Consider the following 16902-nt stretch of genomic DNA (forward strand, 5'->3'; position numbering starts at 1 on the left):
TCATTCAAAGAACAGCGAATATGGCCGCTCGATGGCCGACAGCACCTCGCCCACACTGAAGGTACGGACCGCTTCAAAGGTTTTCTGCCCACCCACATACACGGCCACCACCGGCAAGCTCATTACCCCGGACTGGGCACACAATGCGGTATGAGTCTCACAATCCACATAAACACGGTCCAGCTTGGGAAAATGCTCGGCCAGCGCCTGATCCAGCTTGGGTTTGAGCACCTGACACACCTGACAGTTCGCACCACCATACAAAACCACCAGGCCTGGTGCATTTTGCATCATGCTTTGCCACTGCTCGTCACTCTCAAGGGTTTTCATATTTGTTCCTTTGGTTATTCCCAAGCGGTTTCAGCTTATAGCCAGGCCGCGCCGCGTACGCCACTGGCGTCGCCCCATCTGGGCGGCAACAGCCGGGTGACCACCTGATCCGAGAACACATAGTCCGACCAGATTTGCGGCACCCGTTCGTACAGATAACGCATCTGCGACAAGCCCCCGCCCAGCACAATGGCATCGGGGTCCACCACATTGATCACCGTCGCCAGCCCTCTGGCCAGCCAGTGCGCATACGCCTCCAGACAGGTCTTCGCCTTTTCATCGCCCTGACCGGCCAGAGAAACCAGCTCCGGCGGCGTCAGTGCCCGTCCCAACCGATGACTGGCCCAGCCGGAAAAACCGGGGCCACTGAGGTAGGTTTCCACGCAATGCGTTTTGCCACAATAACAGGGTCGGTCAAAGTGCTGTTCCGACGGCGTCAGCCAGGGCATGGGGTTGTGTCCCCACTCGCCGGCAATGGCGTTGGCGCCGTTCACAATCTGCCCATTGATCACCAACCCGCCACCGCAACCGGTTCCCAGGATCACACCAAACACCACCGCCACATCCCGAGCGGCGCCATCGCTCGCTTCCGACAACGCAAAACAGTTGGCATCGTTGGCCAGACGCACCGGGCAGCCCGTCACCGACTGCAAATCCGCCGCCAGATCCTGACCGATCAGACAAGTGGAGTTGGCGTTTTTAATTCGCCCGGTCAGAGCCGATACCGATCCGGGAATGCCAACGCCCACATGCGAAAAGCCAAGCTGCGAAAAACCAGAGGACGAAAACGGCCCGGAAATTTGTTCACGGGCCTGATGCACCAGTGTGGCCACCGTGGCCACGGTCTGATCGTAATCGCCTTGCGGGGTCGCCAGACGTTTCTGCCAGTGCAAATCTCCGGCGGGCGAAAGCAAAGCAGCCTCGATTTTTGTCCCGCCCAGGTCAATGCCCAACTGCCAGTGCTGCGTCATGGCTCACCCACCGTTGGGCACCGGCTGTTGTGCCGCCTGAGCGTCCACCTGGCGCAGCCAATCGAGTTCTTCGTCACTGAAACCGGCTTCTTTTCGTGCCTCGAAATTAAACGGCCCGCGCAGGTCGCCATGAAAGTATTCACCGATCAGATCGGTAAAGGTGGTAAACGGGTTCAGTCCGCGTTGCTCGCACAGATAACGGTACCAGCGGGTGCCGACCTCAACATGACCGATTTCGTCACGCAGCAGAATCTTTAAAATCTCCACCCCGCGCTTATCGCCCATGGAGCGCAGCTTGCGCATCATCGGCGGGGTCACATCCAGCCCTCTGGCCTCCAGTGTTCGCGGCACCATCGCCATCCGTACCAACGGGTCGTGATCGGTCTCATAGGTCGAAACCCACAAACCATTGTGCGCCGTAAAATCGCCATAGGCATACCCCAGGTGCGCCAGATGCTCCCGTACAATCTGGAAATGATAGGCCTCCTCCCCGGCCACACCCAGCCAGTCGCGGTAATATTCATACGGCATATCCTGAAAACGGTAGATCGCATCCAGTGCCAGATTGACCGCATTGAATTCAATGTGCGCAATCGAATGCATCAGTGCGGCATGACCTTCACGCGACCCCAGGCGGCGCTTGGGCAAGTCCTTGGGTGACACCAGTAGCGGCTTGTCCGGTCGGCCTGCGTCGTGCACCTTTTCGATGGTTTCGGTCGGTTCAAAGGCAAAGCGCCCTTCGCTCCAGTCAATCTGAAGCCGTTGCAACCTGGCCACTTTTTCAGACAGGTCGGCCTCCATCAGACAGTCATACGCCGCTTCAAACAGATTCATACCATTTTCCTGTGCCATTCCTTAAAATTTCCGGCTTGCCCAGTGACCGGATACAAAAAAACCGGCCGAAGCCGGTTTTTCATCCATCATGCCAAGTGACCGTTATTTGCTGCCGTCGCCAGCGAAATAATAGTTGGCCATCAGATAAGGCGTACCACGGAACTGCTTGGCGTCGATGGCATCAAACAGGGTAGCCCATTTTTTGCGATCGGCCGCATCCATGACAGAATAAGGGTTCACACCTTTGGTTGCGTCCCCATATTTGGCTTCGATGCCTTTCAACTCAGCATAACAATCTTTCAGCGATGTTTTCTGCTCGTAGTCACGACCGGCTGACGTGCCTTGATCCTTGGTCAATTCAACGATGGTGCTGCCATCGGCCACACACTGATCATAGACCGAATCCGCGGCCTGAACATTCATCGCCAACGCCAGGGTCGCACCGGCGAACAGAGTTTTAAGTGTTAACTGCTTCATTCCATCTACTCCAAATATTAGGACTTGATTATTTACCCGAGTTATTTTCTGTCTTTTCCGGAAAAATTGCAACCCAAAAAATGGTTCTGCGGGGCTAGAAATCGTTACGACGCAATAAATTCTTTTTATTGCCAGCCGCTTTCCATTATGTGGCGCGGGTTAGCCGCATCAGCGAAACGCCCCACCAGGCCACGAAGGCCCAACTGAATAAAAACAGCAGCTGTGAGACCCCGTGCCAGAATGAAAAATTCATTCCCCAGTAAAGTGCCAGATCCGGCGATTTGAGTTCGGCCATCAAGGGCGAGACCCAGAGGGCATTCAGAGTCAAAGCCACAAACGCCACCAACAACAGAAAAGGCGAGCGATGACGGCGAATGGTGAGCGAACGCCAACCCAGCGCCCATAAAGCCAGCAGCCCCAAAAAGGCACCGAAATACGCCACCTGAAGCAGGTGCGCCATAAGCTGCCCCGCCACCTCAGCCGGCAGCAGGGAAAACAGCACACCGCCTGCAACATAGCCCAGCGCCCAGTGCCAGACCACATAAGCACTGACCAGCCATTGCGCCCAGATCAAGGCGCGGAACGAGGCCGTATTCCGGTCGCTTGCAGACATCGGCATCACAGGTACTGAATTTCAACGATTTCGTAGTCAATGTTGCCGCTGGGGGCCTTGACCACAATCTCGTCGCCTTCTTCCTTGCCGATCAGAGCACGGGCAATCGGTGAATTGACCGAAATTTTATTATGATCGAGATCGGCCTCTTCTTCGCCCACAATCTTGTAAGTCACTTCCTGATCGTTGTCCACATTCAACACCGTGACGGTCGAACCAAACACCACCTTGCCATTGGGCGTCAGCTTGGTCACATCAATGATCTGCACACTGCCCAGAATCGATTCAACCTGCTTGATCCGCGCTTCAATCAGCCCCTGCTGTTCTCGAGCCGCATGGTATTCCGCATTTTCTTTCAAGTCTCCGTGCTCACGTGCTTCGGCAATGGCCTGGGTCACGGTCGGACGGTCTTCTTTTTTGAGTTTTTCCAGCTCCTGCTTGAGCTTGTCCGCACCGTCTTTGGTCATCGGATGTCGTTGCATCATACATTCCCCTCCGTGTCTGTTGCGACCGACGGTCGCAATGGTCTCAACCCGAACGCCAGCTTCACCCGGAATGGGTGGTCTGCAGACAGGTCACCTTGGTATTGTTGTGATAGGCCATGGCCGACACCATCGCCAGCGCACCCGCCATGGTCGTGGTGTAGCAGACTTTGTGCATCAGGGCTTCGCGCCGAATGCTGGACGAGTCCTTGATGCTGACGGAACCGTCGGACGTGTTCACAATCAGGTCCACTTCTTCGTTGACAATCGCGTCCACAATGTTCGGACGCCCTTCTGTCACCTTGTTGACCACTTCACACTCAATGCCGTGGCTTTCCAGTGTTTTGGCGGTGCCACGCGTGGCCAGAATGGTAAAGTCTTTTGCCACCAGATCTCTGGCCAGACCGACCACTTTCTCACGATCGGCCTGACGCACACTCAAAAACGCCTTGCCGGAAGTGGGCAGAACGGTGCCGGCACCCAACTGGGACTTGTGATAGGCCTCGGCAAAGGTATCGCCCACGCCCATCACTTCGCCAGTGGATTTCATTTCCGGCCCCAGAATCGGATCGACGCCCAGGAACTTAATGAACGGGAACACCGCTTCCTTGACCGAATAGTGCTTGGGGCGCACCTCGGAGGTAAAGCCCTGATCCACCAGCTTCTGCCCCACCATGCAACGCGCCGCGATCTTCGCCAGCGGGTAGCCAATGGCCTTGGACACAAACGGCACGGTACGCGAGGCCCGAGGATTGACCTCCAGCACATAGATTTCTTCGCCCTTGACCGCGAACTGGGTGTTCATCAACCCCACCACATTCAGCGCTCTGGCCATTTTTTCCACCTGCACCCGAATTTCATCCTGGATGTGCATGGGGATACTGTAAGGCGGCAGCGAACAGGCCGAATCACCGGAGTGAATCCCGGCCTGTTCGATGTGCTCCATCACCCCACCAATGACCACGGTTTCGCCATCGCTGACCGCGTCCACGTCCAGCTCCACCGCGTCGTCCAGAAAGCGGTCCAGCAACACCGGGGAGTCATGGGAGACCTTGACCGCTTCGGTCATATAACGGTGCAGATCGGTGTCGTTATAGACAATTTCCATGGCCCGGCCACCCAACACATAGGAAGGGCGCACCACCAGCGGATAACCGATTTCATTGGCCAGCGCCAAAGCCTGATCCTCACTGCGCGCGGTCCGGTTGGGCGGCTGCTTGAGGCCCAGCTGCGTCAGCATTTTCTGGAAGTGCTCCCGGTCTTCGGCCAGATCAATCGATTCGGGCGAGGTGCCGATAATGGGCACGCCCGCTTCTTCCAGATCCTGCGCCAGCTTCAATGGGGTTTGACCGCCATACTGCACAATCACGCCACTGGGTTTTTCCAGCTCCACAATTTCCAGCACGTCTTCCAGTGTCAAAGGCTCGAAATAGAGTCGATCGGAGGTATCGTAATCGGTGGAAACGGTTTCCGGGTTGCAGTTGACCATAATGGTTTCGTAGCCATCGTCCCGCAGGGACAGCGCCGCATGCACACAGCAATAATCGAACTCAATGCCTTGGCCGATCCGGTTGGGACCGCCGCCCAGCACCATGATTTTCTCTTTGTCTGAAGGTTCGGCTTCACACACCTCTTCGTAGGTGGAATACATGTACGCGGTCGAAGTTTTAAACTCGGCGGCACAAGTGTCCACGCGCTTGTAGACCGGGCGCACATTCAGTGTGTGGCGGAACTTGCGAATAAAGGCCGCGTCCGTGCTCAGCAGTTTGGCCAGACGGTTATCGGAAAAACCTTTGCGCTTCAACTGACGCAACAAAGGTTCATCCAAAGCATCCAGACCACGCTGTTTCAGGTCGTCTTCGCAATCGATCAATTCCTGAATCTGGGACAGAAACCAGGGATCGATCCGGGAAATCTCATAAACCGTTTCCAGATCCCAACCGGCACGAAACGCATCGGCCACATACCACAAACGCTCCGGACCGGGAGTTCGCAGTTCGTGACGCAAGGTGTCCTTGACCTCCTTGTCGTCCATCTGCGCCAGAGGCATGATCTCATCCAGCCCGTCCTTGTCGGTCTCCAGACCGCGCAAGGCTTTCTGCAGCGATTCCTGAAAGTTACGGCCCATGGCCATGACTTCGCCCACCGACTTCATCTGCGTGGACAGACGGGTATCGGCCTGGGCAAATTTTTCAAAGGTAAAGCGCGGAATTTTGGTAACCACATAGTCAATCGACGGTTCGAACGACGCCGGAGTCGCCCCATCAGTGATGTCGTTCTGCAACTCGTCCAGGGTATACCCCACGGCGAGCTTGGCCGCCACCTTGGCAATCGGGAAACCGGTCGCTTTGGAGGCCAATGCCGACGAGCGCGAGACCCGCGGGTTCATTTCAATGATGATCATGCGGCCGCTTTCGGGGTTGATCGAGAACTGGACATTGGAGCCGCCGGTTTCCACACCAATTTCACGCAGTACCGCCAGCGAGGCGTTACGCATGATCTGATATTCCTTGTCGGTCAATGTCTGGGCCGGTGCCACCGTAATCGAATCGCCGGTATGCACGCCCATCGGGTCCAGATTTTCAATCGAACAGATGATGATGCTGTTGTCGTTTTTGTCGCGCACCACCTCCATTTCGTATTCTTTCCAGCCGAGAATCGACTCCTCAATCAGCAGTTCCTTGGTCGGCGACAAATCGAGTCCGAATTTGCAGATCTGCTCGAATTCCTCTCGGTTGTAGGCAATGCCACCACCGGAACCACCCAAGGTAAACGAAGGACGGATGATGGTCGGGAAGCCGACCTTCTGCTGAATTTCCCAGGCCTCGTCCATATTGTGGGCCACAGCGGAAACCGGCATATCCAGACCGATTTTTTCCATCGCCGCGTGGAAACGCTGGCGGTTTTCTGCCTTGTCAATCGCATCGGCATTGGCCCCGATCAACTCCACACCCAGCTCATCGAGCACACCGTGATTGTGCAGATCCAGCGCACAGTTCAATGCAGTCTGCCCGCCCATGGTCGGCAAAATCGCATCGGGCTTTTCCTTTTCCAGAATGCTTTTGACCGTGGGCCATTCAATCGGCTCGATGTAGGTCGCATCCGCCATTTCCGGGTCGGTCATAATCGTGGCCGGATTGGAGTTGACCAGAATCACCCGATAGCCTTCTTCTCTCAAGGCCTTGCACGCTTGCACGCCCGAGTAATCAAACTCACAGGCCTGGCCGATGATAATGGGACCGGCGCCAATGATTAAAATGCTTTGTATGTCCGTTCGTTTTGGCATCTTGCGTCTCGTCCTTTTAAGCGTGTTGGTGCTGGGTCATGTCATCGATAAAGGCATCAAACAGTGGTGCCACATCATGCGGGCCGGGGCTGGCTTCCGGATGCCCCTGAAAACTGAACGCCGGCTGATCCTTGAAGCGGATGCCTTGCAGCGAGCCGTCAAACAGCGACACATGCGTCACCGCCACATGATCGGGCAAACTGTCGGATTCGACCGCAAAACCGTGGTTCTGGGAGGTGATCATGACCTTGCGGTCGGCCAGATTCTGCACCGGATGGTTGGCCCCGTGGTGGCCGAATTTCATTTTGATGCTGCTTGCGCCAGCGGCCAATGCCAGCAACTGATGCCCCAGACAGATCCCGAACAGCGGAATCCGTTTTTCCAGCAGCACCTGAATCGCTTCAATCGCATAGTCACACGGCTGCGGATCGCCTGGCCCGTTGGACAGGAACACCCCGTCCGGGTTCAGCGCCAGAACGTCTTCCACCCGGGTTTTGGCAGGCACCACCGTCAGCTTGCAGCCGCGATCGGCCAGCATCCGCAAAATATTGTGTTTGATCCCGTAGTCGTACGCCACCACATGAAACCGTTGCGCGTCTGAACGGTCGGCATGACCGCCTTCCAGCGACCAGGTGCCCTCGGTCCATTCGTACACCCGGTCGGTGGTCACGGCCTGCGCCAGATCCAGACCTTTCAGTCCGCTGAACTCCTGTGCCAGGCGAACAGCGCGCTGCTCGTCTTCTTCTGTCAACGCCTCTCCGGCCACAATCGCCCCCGACTGTGCGCCCTTGTCGCGCAAAATCCGGGTCAAGGCCCGAGTGTCGATGTCGGCAATGGCCACCACGTTCTGATCGGCCAGATAATCGGGCAAAGACTGTTGCGCCCGAAAGTTGCTCATGCGTGCCGGACAATCTTTGACAATCAGGCCCTGCGCCATAATGGATCCCGACTCACGGTCGTCGTCATTGACCCCGACATTGCCAATGTGCGGATAGGTCAATGTCACAAGCTGTTTGTAATAAGAAGGATCGGTCAAAATTTCCTGATAGCCGGTCATGGAGGTATTGAACACCACCTCGCCCACCGTCTGTCCGGCGACTCCCAGTGAAGTGCCTCGAAAAATCGTGCCGTCTGCCAACGCGAGAATTGCTGTGTCTGTCATGGATGTGTGCCCTGCTTGCCAAAGTCGCTCTGTCAAACCGGGGGTCAATCGCCCGTGATGCTTTTACCGCCCCCATATAAAAAAACGGAGCCAATTCCCTCTCAGGAACTCACTCCGTTTCTTACTATGATCTGCGGCGGTATCACAGGCATTTCATCGAACCCCAATCAGCGAAAAGCCATAATCGAATTATTGCGCGGATTGTAATGCATTCACCGGGATAAGTCCACCGAAATCATTGTGACCTCATATGGGTTTGTCTGGTTTCGTGTCCCATACTCTATGGCGATTTAGGGCACTGCACTGGCTTGCCCAATGCCCGTTTAAACGTTACCATTGTGTAACATTTCAAATAGGGGCTTTCATCCATGCTGTCGCAACGCTACCAACGTCTGGTGCAACCACTTTTGATGTCATTGTTTATGACCGTTCTGATGACCTTCGTCATCACCTGGGTCAATACCGGCCTGGACGCTGGCTTTGCCGCTCGCTGGTGGCAGGCTTTTCTGATTGCCTGGCCGATTGCGTTTGTGGTAATACTGCTCATTATGAAACCGGTCATGCGCCTGAGCGCCCACATCTGCAGCAAGGAAACGTAAGCGGTTTTAACCAGGCCTGGTCAAAAACGGGTTGTCAACGTCTTACAAAGGTTCATCATTTGAATGGTGAATGGGCAAGTGGCCTTTCGCCCAGAACACAAACATGCCACCACTGAGCAAAACCATCCACCACAGCCCCAGAAAGGTGGTCGAAAGCTGGCCATCGTGCATTTGCCCCATCAGCATGCCCAAACCGCCGCCGAACGCAAACATGGTGGTGCCCATCAGGGCACTGGCACTGCCGGAAACATTGGGGAAAAAGCTCATAAAGCTGGCCTGCATATTGGGCGTCACCGCCCCCAGTAGACCGATCACAAAAAACAGAAACCCGAGCACAATCAGAAGATTGGGTGTGAACAAAACCCCGTAGGCCCAGAGCAGACCGGCCAGCACCGCCTGCCATGCCAGCACCCGAACCAATATCTGGCGCGGTTGCAGAAAACGCAACAGAAACAGATTGGCACGATTAAACACCATCACGCCCAGCACCACCAGCCCGAAATAGAGCGGAAAACGCTCGGATGACAGACCAAACACCTGCATCAGCATAAACGGCGACTGGGTGATGTAAACAAACAACGCACCACTGGCAAACCCTTGTGCCACCAGAAAACCCAACGCCCTTCGGTGGCGCAGAATCCGGCCATAGCTTGCCAGCGCCTGCGCAAAGACCGAACCGGAACCGGCCTGCTGATAACGCTGCTGGCGTCGCCGCCAGGCCGGACGCGTTTCGGGCAACTTCTGCCACAGCACCCAGACCAGAAACCCGGCGTAGGCGGCCAGAAAGCCAAAAATCAACGGCCATTGCCCCACCATCAGCCAGAGCGCGCCAATACCCGGTGCAATCAACGGCGCAACCAGCATCACCAAAGCGATCATCGAAAACACCCTGGCGCTTTCCTGACCACTGAACAGGTCGCGCACCATGGCCGCCGACACCACCGTGGCAAAACCGCCGCCCAGAGCCTGCACCACACGCCAGAGATAAAAGACTTCCAAGCTCTCAGTCTGGGAAAGCATCAGCGACGCCAGCACAAAAGTTCCCAGCCCCAAAAAGGCCACCGGCTTGCGCCCGAACTGATCCGACAGCGGCCCGCCGATCAACTGTCCCAGCCCGAACCCGAGCAGAAACAGCGGCACCGTCAGACTCACCTCATTGACACTGGCGGACAGTGCTTCGGCAATGGCGGGCACAGACGGCAGATAGGTGTCCACCGCAAACGGGGTCAGGGCAATCAACACCCCCAACCACAACGCCAACTGACGCGACGAAAGTGTCTTGTTTTCAGTCAAATTTTGCTCCCCCTGGCAGCCTGTTAATAAATTCGTCAAACTCACTCAAAACGCGCCATTACAATAGCACACAAATTCGTTCACATCTTCGCATGCAAAGGAATCGCCATGCCGATCGACAACATCATGTTACTGGCCCTGATCATCGGGTTGGTCAGTGCCGTCTCCCTGCCACTGGGCACTCTGACTACGCTGATCTGGACACCTCAGGACAAGGCCATTGCCTGGTTGATGGCATTCGGGGCCGGAGCCCTGCTCTCTGCGGTCACCATTGACCTGTTCGCCCCGAGCCTGAGCAACAACCTTTTTCTGGAAACCGCGCTCGGCGCGCTGGCCGGCAGTGCTTTTTACCTGTCGCTCAACGCCCTTTTGAACCAACAAGGCGGTTTTTTGCGCAAGACCGCCACCACCATTCAGTATTTCCGGGGCAAACAGACCGAACAGCGTCTGCAGTTTCAGGCCTCGCTCAATCGACTGCCGTTTTTCAACCGCCTGCCGGACGCCGACAAGCACGTGTTTCTGCAACAGGCCACCCAGCGGCGCTTCAAGCAAGGGCAAATGGTGTTTCACCATGGCGATTCGCAAAACCGTTTTTTCATCATTCAGCAAGGCACGATCAAACTGCGCGACCCCACCCTGGAACTGAAAACCTTTATGGAGCTGGGCCCCGGCGACACCTTTGGGCGCATGGCGTTTTTCACCAACCGCAACAACGCCACCCTGGCTCAGGCCGCCACCGACACGGTGTTATGGGAAATCAGCAAGGACAACCTCAATCAGCTGCTGAAAACGCGCTCGCCCCTGAGCGAAAGCCTGTGTCGTTACTACGACGAAGACAGCGAACTGCGCCACTACCTGCGCACCCGCCATGCCATGACCGAAGCCGAAACCCAACAACACCTTGCGCAAATCCGGGACGAACTGCAGACGCACCACGCGCTGCCGATTCATCCACCGACCCCCAGAGACCTTTCTTTGGCGCAAAAGCGCCTGCAACGGGCACGGCGTTTTTCCGTCCTCACCGGTCTGACCGAAGACCTGCAAAGTCTGGTGGCCTCCAAAATGGCTCTGCACACCCTGCCCGCCGGACAGGCCATCTTCAAAAACAAAAGCCCAGCTGACCGCTTGTACCTGCTCGAAAGCGGCACAGTGAAACTGGTGGACCCCAAAAAGAAACAACAGGATTTTGAACGGCTCCAGCCAGGGGATTTTTTCGGGGTCATGGGGTTTGTGGTCGGCGGTGACCACGCCACCACGGCCATCACCCAAAGCGACTGTCAGTACTGGGTGATCGAAAAACCGGCGTTTATTCAGTTGCTGCACCAGATTGACCAGCTCAATGCCCGGGTTCGCGACTTTCTGCGCACCGACGACATCAGCCATTACCTGACACAGGAACAGCGACTCAAACAACTCCAGGCGCAGAAATGGCTCAATCGTTCGATCAAGCACCTGCTACCGGGACAACTCCCCACGCTCGCCGACGCTTTTCCACCCGCGCGCCACAATATGCCGAAGGCCGCCTACATGGCCATCTGGCTGGGCATCCTGCTGGATGGAATACCGGAATCACTGATGATCGGGGCCCATTTAAGCCAAGGCGAAATGATCTCCATGAGCCTGGTGGCCGGACTGTTTCTGTCCAACTACCCGGAAGCCCTGTCGAGTTCGGCCAGTATGCGCGAACAGGGCATTCCGTTTTATCGGGTTCTGGGAGCCTGGACCCTGTTGATGCTGCTGACCGGTTTGGGCGCAGCTCTGGGCCAATGGCTGCTCGCTGACGCCAGTGCCGAAACCGCCGCACTGATCAGTGGCATTGCCGCCGGAGCCATGCTCACGGTCATCGCCGAAACCATGCTGCCCGAAGCTTACTCCAAAGGCGGGTCCATTATCGGCATGGTCACCCTCATCGGCTTTATCACCGCCATGAGTTTCAAACTGTTTGACTGAACGCGTTTTACACCCAAAAAAAACGCCCGACGGAAACCCGCCGGGCGCTTGATGCTCACAACTCATATTAAAGCAAGCTAGCCGCGTCCGTGATCCTCGGCCATCTCATTCTCCATATCATTGAGCAGGTTCACCACCTCGTTACTGAGCCGTTCCAGCTCGTCCAGCTGCGCTTCCGCCGCCTTGGTGTCGCCCAGGTTTTTCAACTCAATGATCTTGCCGACGTGCGCATGCATGGCCACGTGGGTTTGTTCAAGCGTCTGGAATTTCGGATTGCCTTGATATTGTTGGCCACTGCCGTAAATCCAGGCACCCAGCTCACAGGCTTTGGGATCGACCGCTTTTTCCGGCACCACACCCACATCAAAGCCGTGAATGAACGCACGAGCCTTGGCTCGCCACTGACGGTGGGCCATACGGATGCGCACAAAATTCACATCCGAGTTCAAGGCCGAGGCGTGATTACGCGGCAGGATTTTAAAGCTGTCCGCGTTTTTGGTCATGGCCGCGGTCAGCATTTCCAACTGTTCGGCGGACTGATTGGTGTCTTCGGCCATGGCCGCATTTTTCTGCACCCCGCCGTCGATTGACGCAATCGCTTCATTGATCTGGGCGATGCCTTTGCTTTGCTCCTGGCTGGAACGTGAGATTTCCTCAATCACCGCCAGGGTGTCTTCGATCGCGGTCTGAATCTCATTGAGGGCTTCACCCGAATCGTTGACATAGGTCGAACCCTGTCCGACTTTTTCAATGGTGTCTTCAATCAACCCCCGAATTTCCTTGGACGCCTCCGACGACTTGCCGGCCAGCGAGCGTACCTCACCGGCCACCACGGCAAAGCCGCGACCGTGTTCCCCGGCGCGCGCCGCTTCCACCGCCGCATTCAGCGCCAGCAGATTGGTCTGAAACGCAATCGAATCAATCAGGCTGATGATGTCGCCAATGCGCTGACTGGCGGTATTGATCGAATCCATGGATTCAATCGCCTGCTGCATCACCGACACCCCACGCTTGGCGCGGTCCACGGCCGACTGGGCTTTCTGTGAAGCCTGAATCGCATTGTCGGAACTGCTTTCCACCGCACTGGTGATCTGTTCCATGGAGGCCGAAGTTTCTTCCAGCGAGGCCGCCTGATTCTGCGAACTCTCACTCAAAGTCGCGCTGGCCGTGTGCACACGACGAGAGTCTTCGTCAATAAAGCTGGAAATTTCCTGTACTCCGGCCAGAATGTCGGAGATGTTCTCCATACTCACCGTCAAAGCTTCTTTAACCACGCCAAAATAACCCGGGGCATGCGCCTTGATTTTCTGGTCAAACTGCCCCACCGACATATTGATCGCCACGTGAGAAGCCATATCAATTGAGTCGACAATGGCATCCAAGGTCATATTCAAGGCTTCGGCCACAGGGCGAATGGACTCACCGGCCAATTCCAGATTGACCCGGTAATCCAGATTGCCTTCGATAATGCCTTCGTGAATGTGCTTCACCTCGTTTAGCAACTCATGCTCGGAAGTCTTGTCGGCCCATTCCACTACTGTGCCGATGCGCATACCCATCCGGTTGGTCACCGGCACGAATTTCAGTTTGAGATACAGATCCCCCAAATGGATGTCACTGAAATGGGTTTGATCTTCCGGTTCAAAAAACGTGGATTTTCCAGCTTGGTCAAACATTTCGATGTTTTTGCCGACCACCTTTTTGGGGTCAAAGTCAGGCAATACAGATCGAAACTGCTCTTGACGCTCTTGGAAAAAATCATTCAGCTGCTGGTTGGCATAAACGATGGTGTGATCCTTATCCATCATCATCATATTGGTCCATGCCTGATCCACCGCAAAATGCAGTCGGTTGCCGCGATCGCGTTCGCTCTCGGTGTCTTCCCGGTAGGCCCCGATCGCCAGCGCGGCCGATTGAATGGCCGCGCGCAAACGTCCCATATAGGTCTTGCGAATGCTCATGTCCAGCTTAGGCTTACCACCGGAAAGCTGGCGCAGGTAGCCGATGGCCTGACTGATACGATTTTGCAGGAAAGACCCTATCCACCAAGCAACGCCCAACATCACTAAGGAAAGCGCCATCAACCCCCAAACGGGCATCTGATCCACCAAGGTATGCGTCAACACCAACGGCAGTACACCAACCAACAAAGCCAGTCCGACCATCTGGGTCTGTGGCCCCATTTTGGAAGTGACAAAATTGCGACGCATGCCCGTATGAAATTCGCTGTGATAAATCTTCAGCTTGCCCTGGCGCACCTGCTCATAAGCCTGCATGGCTTCCTGCTTGGCCGACTCGGACACTTTCTCCCGCACTGACAGATAACCGGTAATCTGCCCTTGGTCGTCATACACTGGGGTGGCATTGGCCTGAACCCAGTAATGACTGCCGTCCTTACACCGGTTTTTCACCACCTGGGTCCAGGGCAAGCCCTCTTTGAGGGTGCGCCACATGTCGGCAAACACCGCTTCGGGCACGTCCGGATGGCGCACAATATTATGATTGGCACCCAAAAGCTCCTTGCGGGAGAAGCCACTGATCACTTCAAACGCATCGTTGCACTGGGTGATGGTTCCGTGCAAATCGGTGGATGAGACCAGTCGCAGTCCCTCGGGGATCGGCGTTTCTTTGTTTGTTACCGGTTGGTTGTTTCTCATAGTGCACCACTTTTATCATTTACTTGTTTTTTATCAATAACGATCACGCAAGCATAAATAATGCCATTTTTAACAGGCCTGGTAAAAACAGCAAAACCCTGGACATACTTGAACGTTTTTTGCATATTTTAGGTAACAAAAAAGGCGCCGAAGCGCCTTTTTTTGGAATTAACCTTTTAGCTTTAGAACGTCCTGCATATCATAAAGCCCCGGCGATCGTCCGGACAGCCAGCGACAGGCCCTGGCTGCGCCCTTGGCAAACGTCATTCGACTGGAAGCCTTGTGCGTGATTTCGACGCGCTCACCTTCGGTGGCGAACATCACTGTGTGTTCGCCCACAATGTCTCCGGCACGGACCGTGGCAAAACCGATGGTTTTGGGGTCACGCTCCCCGGTAATGCCTTCGCGTCCGTATACCGCGCACTCATTCAGGTCACGCCCCAGACTGTCTGCCACCACCTGCCCCATCCGCAATGCGGTCCCGGACGGCGCGTCCACTTTGTGTCGGTGATGGCCTTCGATCACTTCCACGTCGTAGTCGTCGCCCAGCACGTCCGCTGTCTGCTTCAACAACGTCAGCGCCAGATTCACCCCCACACTGTAGTTGGCGGCAAAAACCACAGGAATCCGTTTGCCGGCTTCGTCAATCAGGGCCTGCTGTTCGGCAGTCAGGCCGGTAGTCCCGATCACAATCGATTTGCCATGGGCCAGACACACCTTCAGGTTATGCAAAGTGGTCTCAGGCGTGGTGAAATCGATCAGCACATCAAAATCGTCTGTGACCTGATCAATCTGATCCACCACCGTGATGTCGCGCGTGCCAATGCCCGCCATTTCACCGGCATCCACACCGATCATGGACGAATCGGGGCGGTCAATGGCCGCGCTGAACGTCAGGTCTTCGGCCTCATCCACCGCTTTGATCAAATTTTTGCCCATGCGCCCGCAGGCGCCGATAATGCCGACTCTCATCGTTTACCCATCCTGTTTGTCGCGTTTATTTCCAGGGCTCTTCCCGGTCGCCTTTGTCCGCCTCGTCATCGCCCTTGAAAAAGGCGCGCACCGCGTCCAGAAAACTCTGCGATTTGGGGCTGTGCTTATGATGCTTGCCCTCAAAGCTTTGTTCCAACTGCTCAAGCAGATCTTTCTGCTCGGAGGTCAGTTTCACCGGCGTTTCAATATGAACCTGCACAATCATATCACCGATGCGGTTGGAACGCACCGACTTGACCCCTTTGCCCGCCAGCTTGAAACGCTGCCCTGACTGGGTGCCGGGCGGAATCTTCAGATTGGCCTTGCCTGCCAGCGTCGGCACTTCAATGGTGCCGCCCAGCGCCGCGGTGGTAAAGGAGAGCGGCAACTCGCACAGCAGGTTATTGCCGTCACGGGTAAAGATTTTGTGTGACTTGACGTGAATGCGCACATACAAATCGCCATGTGGTGCGCCCGGCTCGCCCGCTTCGCCTTCGCCCTGCAAACGAATGCGATCGCCATTGTCCACGCCCGCCGGAATTCTGACCGACAGGGTCTTGTGACTGCGCTTGAAGCCTTCGCCCCGACAGGCTTTACACGGCGTTTTCACAATCTTGCCGGTGCCATGACAGGTCGGACAAGTACGCTCCACCGCAAAGAAGCCCTGCTGCATGCGGACCTTGCCCATGCCCTCACAGGTCGGACAGGTCTGCACATCGGAACCGGGTTCCGCACCCGAGCCGTCGCATTTGTCGCAGGGTTCTTTGGTCGGAATCCGAATGTCGACTTCGGTGCCGCTGACAGCGTCTTCCAGGCTCACATCCAATTCGTACTGCAGGTCATTGCCCGGCTGGGGACCGCGACGACCGCCGAAGCCGCCACCGAAAATGTCGCCGAAAATGTCGCCGAAATCAAAACCGCCACCGCCGAAGCCGCCGCCTTGCGCCTGACCGTCCACGCCGGCGTGACCAAACTGATCATAGGCCTGACGCTTTTGCGGGTCCGAAAGCACCTCGTAGGCTTCCGACGCTTCCTTGAACTTGGTTTCCGCTTCGGGGTTGTCCGGGTTGCGGTCCGGGTGGTAGCGCATCGCCATTTTGCGGTACGCCTTTTTGATTTCGCCTTCGGTTGCGGTTTTAGACAGTTCTAAAACCTCATAATAATCGCGTTTGCTCATAAATGATCACTTAACAGTTTCGGGTAAACCCAAAGGCTCTGGCCCGAATATTTACCTTCGGTTTCTTCGATTCACAAATTTGCACCGATCTCGCTTGCC

The 16902-nt window shown here is 55.9% G+C and carries 14 protein-coding genes; 2 read left to right on the top strand and 12 right to left on the bottom strand.

The genetic code is table 11. The annotated features are described in order from the left end of the window. The 8 genes from A377_RS0100555 to carA form a co-directional block, all read right to left on the bottom strand. Window positions 1–330 carry a thioredoxin family protein gene (locus A377_RS0100555; RefSeq protein ID WP_019894112.1) on the bottom strand — a complete coding sequence of 110 codons (330 nt, stop codon included), beginning with the start codon at window positions 328–330 and terminating at the stop codon, window positions 1–3. Window positions 331–365: 35 nt separating this feature from the next. After that, a complete protein-coding gene (locus tag A377_RS0100560) occupies window positions 366–1301 on the bottom strand; it encodes an ROK family protein (protein ID WP_019894113.1) in 936 nt (311 codons plus the stop codon). Between the two features lie 3 nt (window positions 1302–1304). Further along, complete coding sequence (locus A377_RS0100565; protein WP_019894114.1) at window positions 1305–2153, bottom strand: ferritin-like domain-containing protein; 849 nt, start codon at window positions 2151–2153, stop codon at window positions 1305–1307. 84 nt (window positions 2154–2237) lie between these two features. Continuing rightward, entirely contained in the window at window positions 2238–2612 is a 375-nt protein-coding gene (locus tag A377_RS0100570; protein WP_019894115.1) for a hypothetical protein, read from the bottom strand. A 145-nt stretch (window positions 2613–2757) separates the two neighbouring features. After that, window positions 2758–3225 carry a DUF4149 domain-containing protein gene (locus tag A377_RS0100575; RefSeq protein ID WP_157760651.1) on the bottom strand — a complete coding sequence of 156 codons (468 nt, stop codon included), beginning with the start codon at window positions 3223–3225 and terminating at the stop codon, window positions 2758–2760. Window positions 3226–3230: 5 nt separating this feature from the next. Beyond that, complete coding sequence (greA, locus tag A377_RS0100580; RefSeq protein WP_028485145.1) at window positions 3231–3707, bottom strand: transcription elongation factor GreA; 477 nt, start codon at window positions 3705–3707, stop codon at window positions 3231–3233. Between the two features lie 64 nt (window positions 3708–3771). After that, complete coding sequence (carB, locus tag A377_RS0100585) at window positions 3772–6993, bottom strand: carbamoyl-phosphate synthase large subunit (protein ID WP_019894120.1); 3222 nt, start codon at window positions 6991–6993, stop codon at window positions 3772–3774. 16 nt (window positions 6994–7009) lie between these two features. Then, window positions 7010–8155, bottom strand: a complete 1146-nt coding sequence (gene carA, locus A377_RS0100590; RefSeq protein WP_019894121.1) for a glutamine-hydrolyzing carbamoyl-phosphate synthase small subunit — start codon at window positions 8153–8155, stop codon at window positions 7010–7012. Between the two features lie 368 nt (window positions 8156–8523). On the opposite strand from carA, the gene A377_RS0100595 reads away from it, so the two are divergent. Continuing rightward, window positions 8524–8754: a DUF2798 domain-containing protein gene (locus A377_RS0100595; RefSeq protein ID WP_019894122.1), complete on the top strand. Its 231-nt coding sequence runs from the start codon at window positions 8524–8526 to the stop codon at window positions 8752–8754. 42 nt (window positions 8755–8796) lie between these two features. Here A377_RS0100595 and A377_RS0100600 read toward each other — a convergent pair whose 3' ends face one another. Then, a complete protein-coding gene (locus tag A377_RS0100600; RefSeq protein WP_157760653.1) occupies window positions 8797–10047 on the bottom strand; it encodes a multidrug effflux MFS transporter in 1251 nt (416 codons plus the stop codon). A 108-nt stretch (window positions 10048–10155) separates the two neighbouring features. Between A377_RS0100600 and A377_RS12590 the strand changes: the two genes are divergently transcribed. Next, complete coding sequence (locus tag A377_RS12590; RefSeq protein WP_019894124.1) at window positions 10156–11997, top strand: cyclic nucleotide-binding domain-containing protein; 1842 nt, start codon at window positions 10156–10158, stop codon at window positions 11995–11997. Window positions 11998–12074: 77 nt separating this feature from the next. On the opposite strand, the gene A377_RS0100610 is transcribed toward A377_RS12590, so the two are convergent. The 3 genes from A377_RS0100610 to dnaJ form a co-directional block, all read right to left on the bottom strand. Next, window positions 12075–14654 (bottom strand): methyl-accepting chemotaxis protein, encoded by a 2580-nt coding sequence (locus tag A377_RS0100610; protein WP_019894125.1) that lies wholly within the window; start codon window positions 14652–14654, stop codon window positions 12075–12077. Between the two features lie 168 nt (window positions 14655–14822). After that, a complete protein-coding gene (gene dapB, locus A377_RS0100620; RefSeq protein WP_019894127.1) occupies window positions 14823–15626 on the bottom strand; it encodes a 4-hydroxy-tetrahydrodipicolinate reductase in 804 nt (267 codons plus the stop codon). A 25-nt stretch (window positions 15627–15651) separates the two neighbouring features. Next, window positions 15652–16803: a molecular chaperone DnaJ gene (gene dnaJ, locus A377_RS0100625; RefSeq protein ID WP_019894128.1), complete on the bottom strand. Its 1152-nt coding sequence runs from the start codon at window positions 16801–16803 to the stop codon at window positions 15652–15654. Window positions 16804–16902 lie beyond the last annotated feature (99 nt).

The sequence above is a fragment of the Hydrogenovibrio halophilus DSM 15072 genome, assembly GCF_000384235.1.
Lineage (GTDB): Bacteria > Pseudomonadota > Gammaproteobacteria > Thiomicrospirales > Thiomicrospiraceae > Hydrogenovibrio > Hydrogenovibrio halophilus.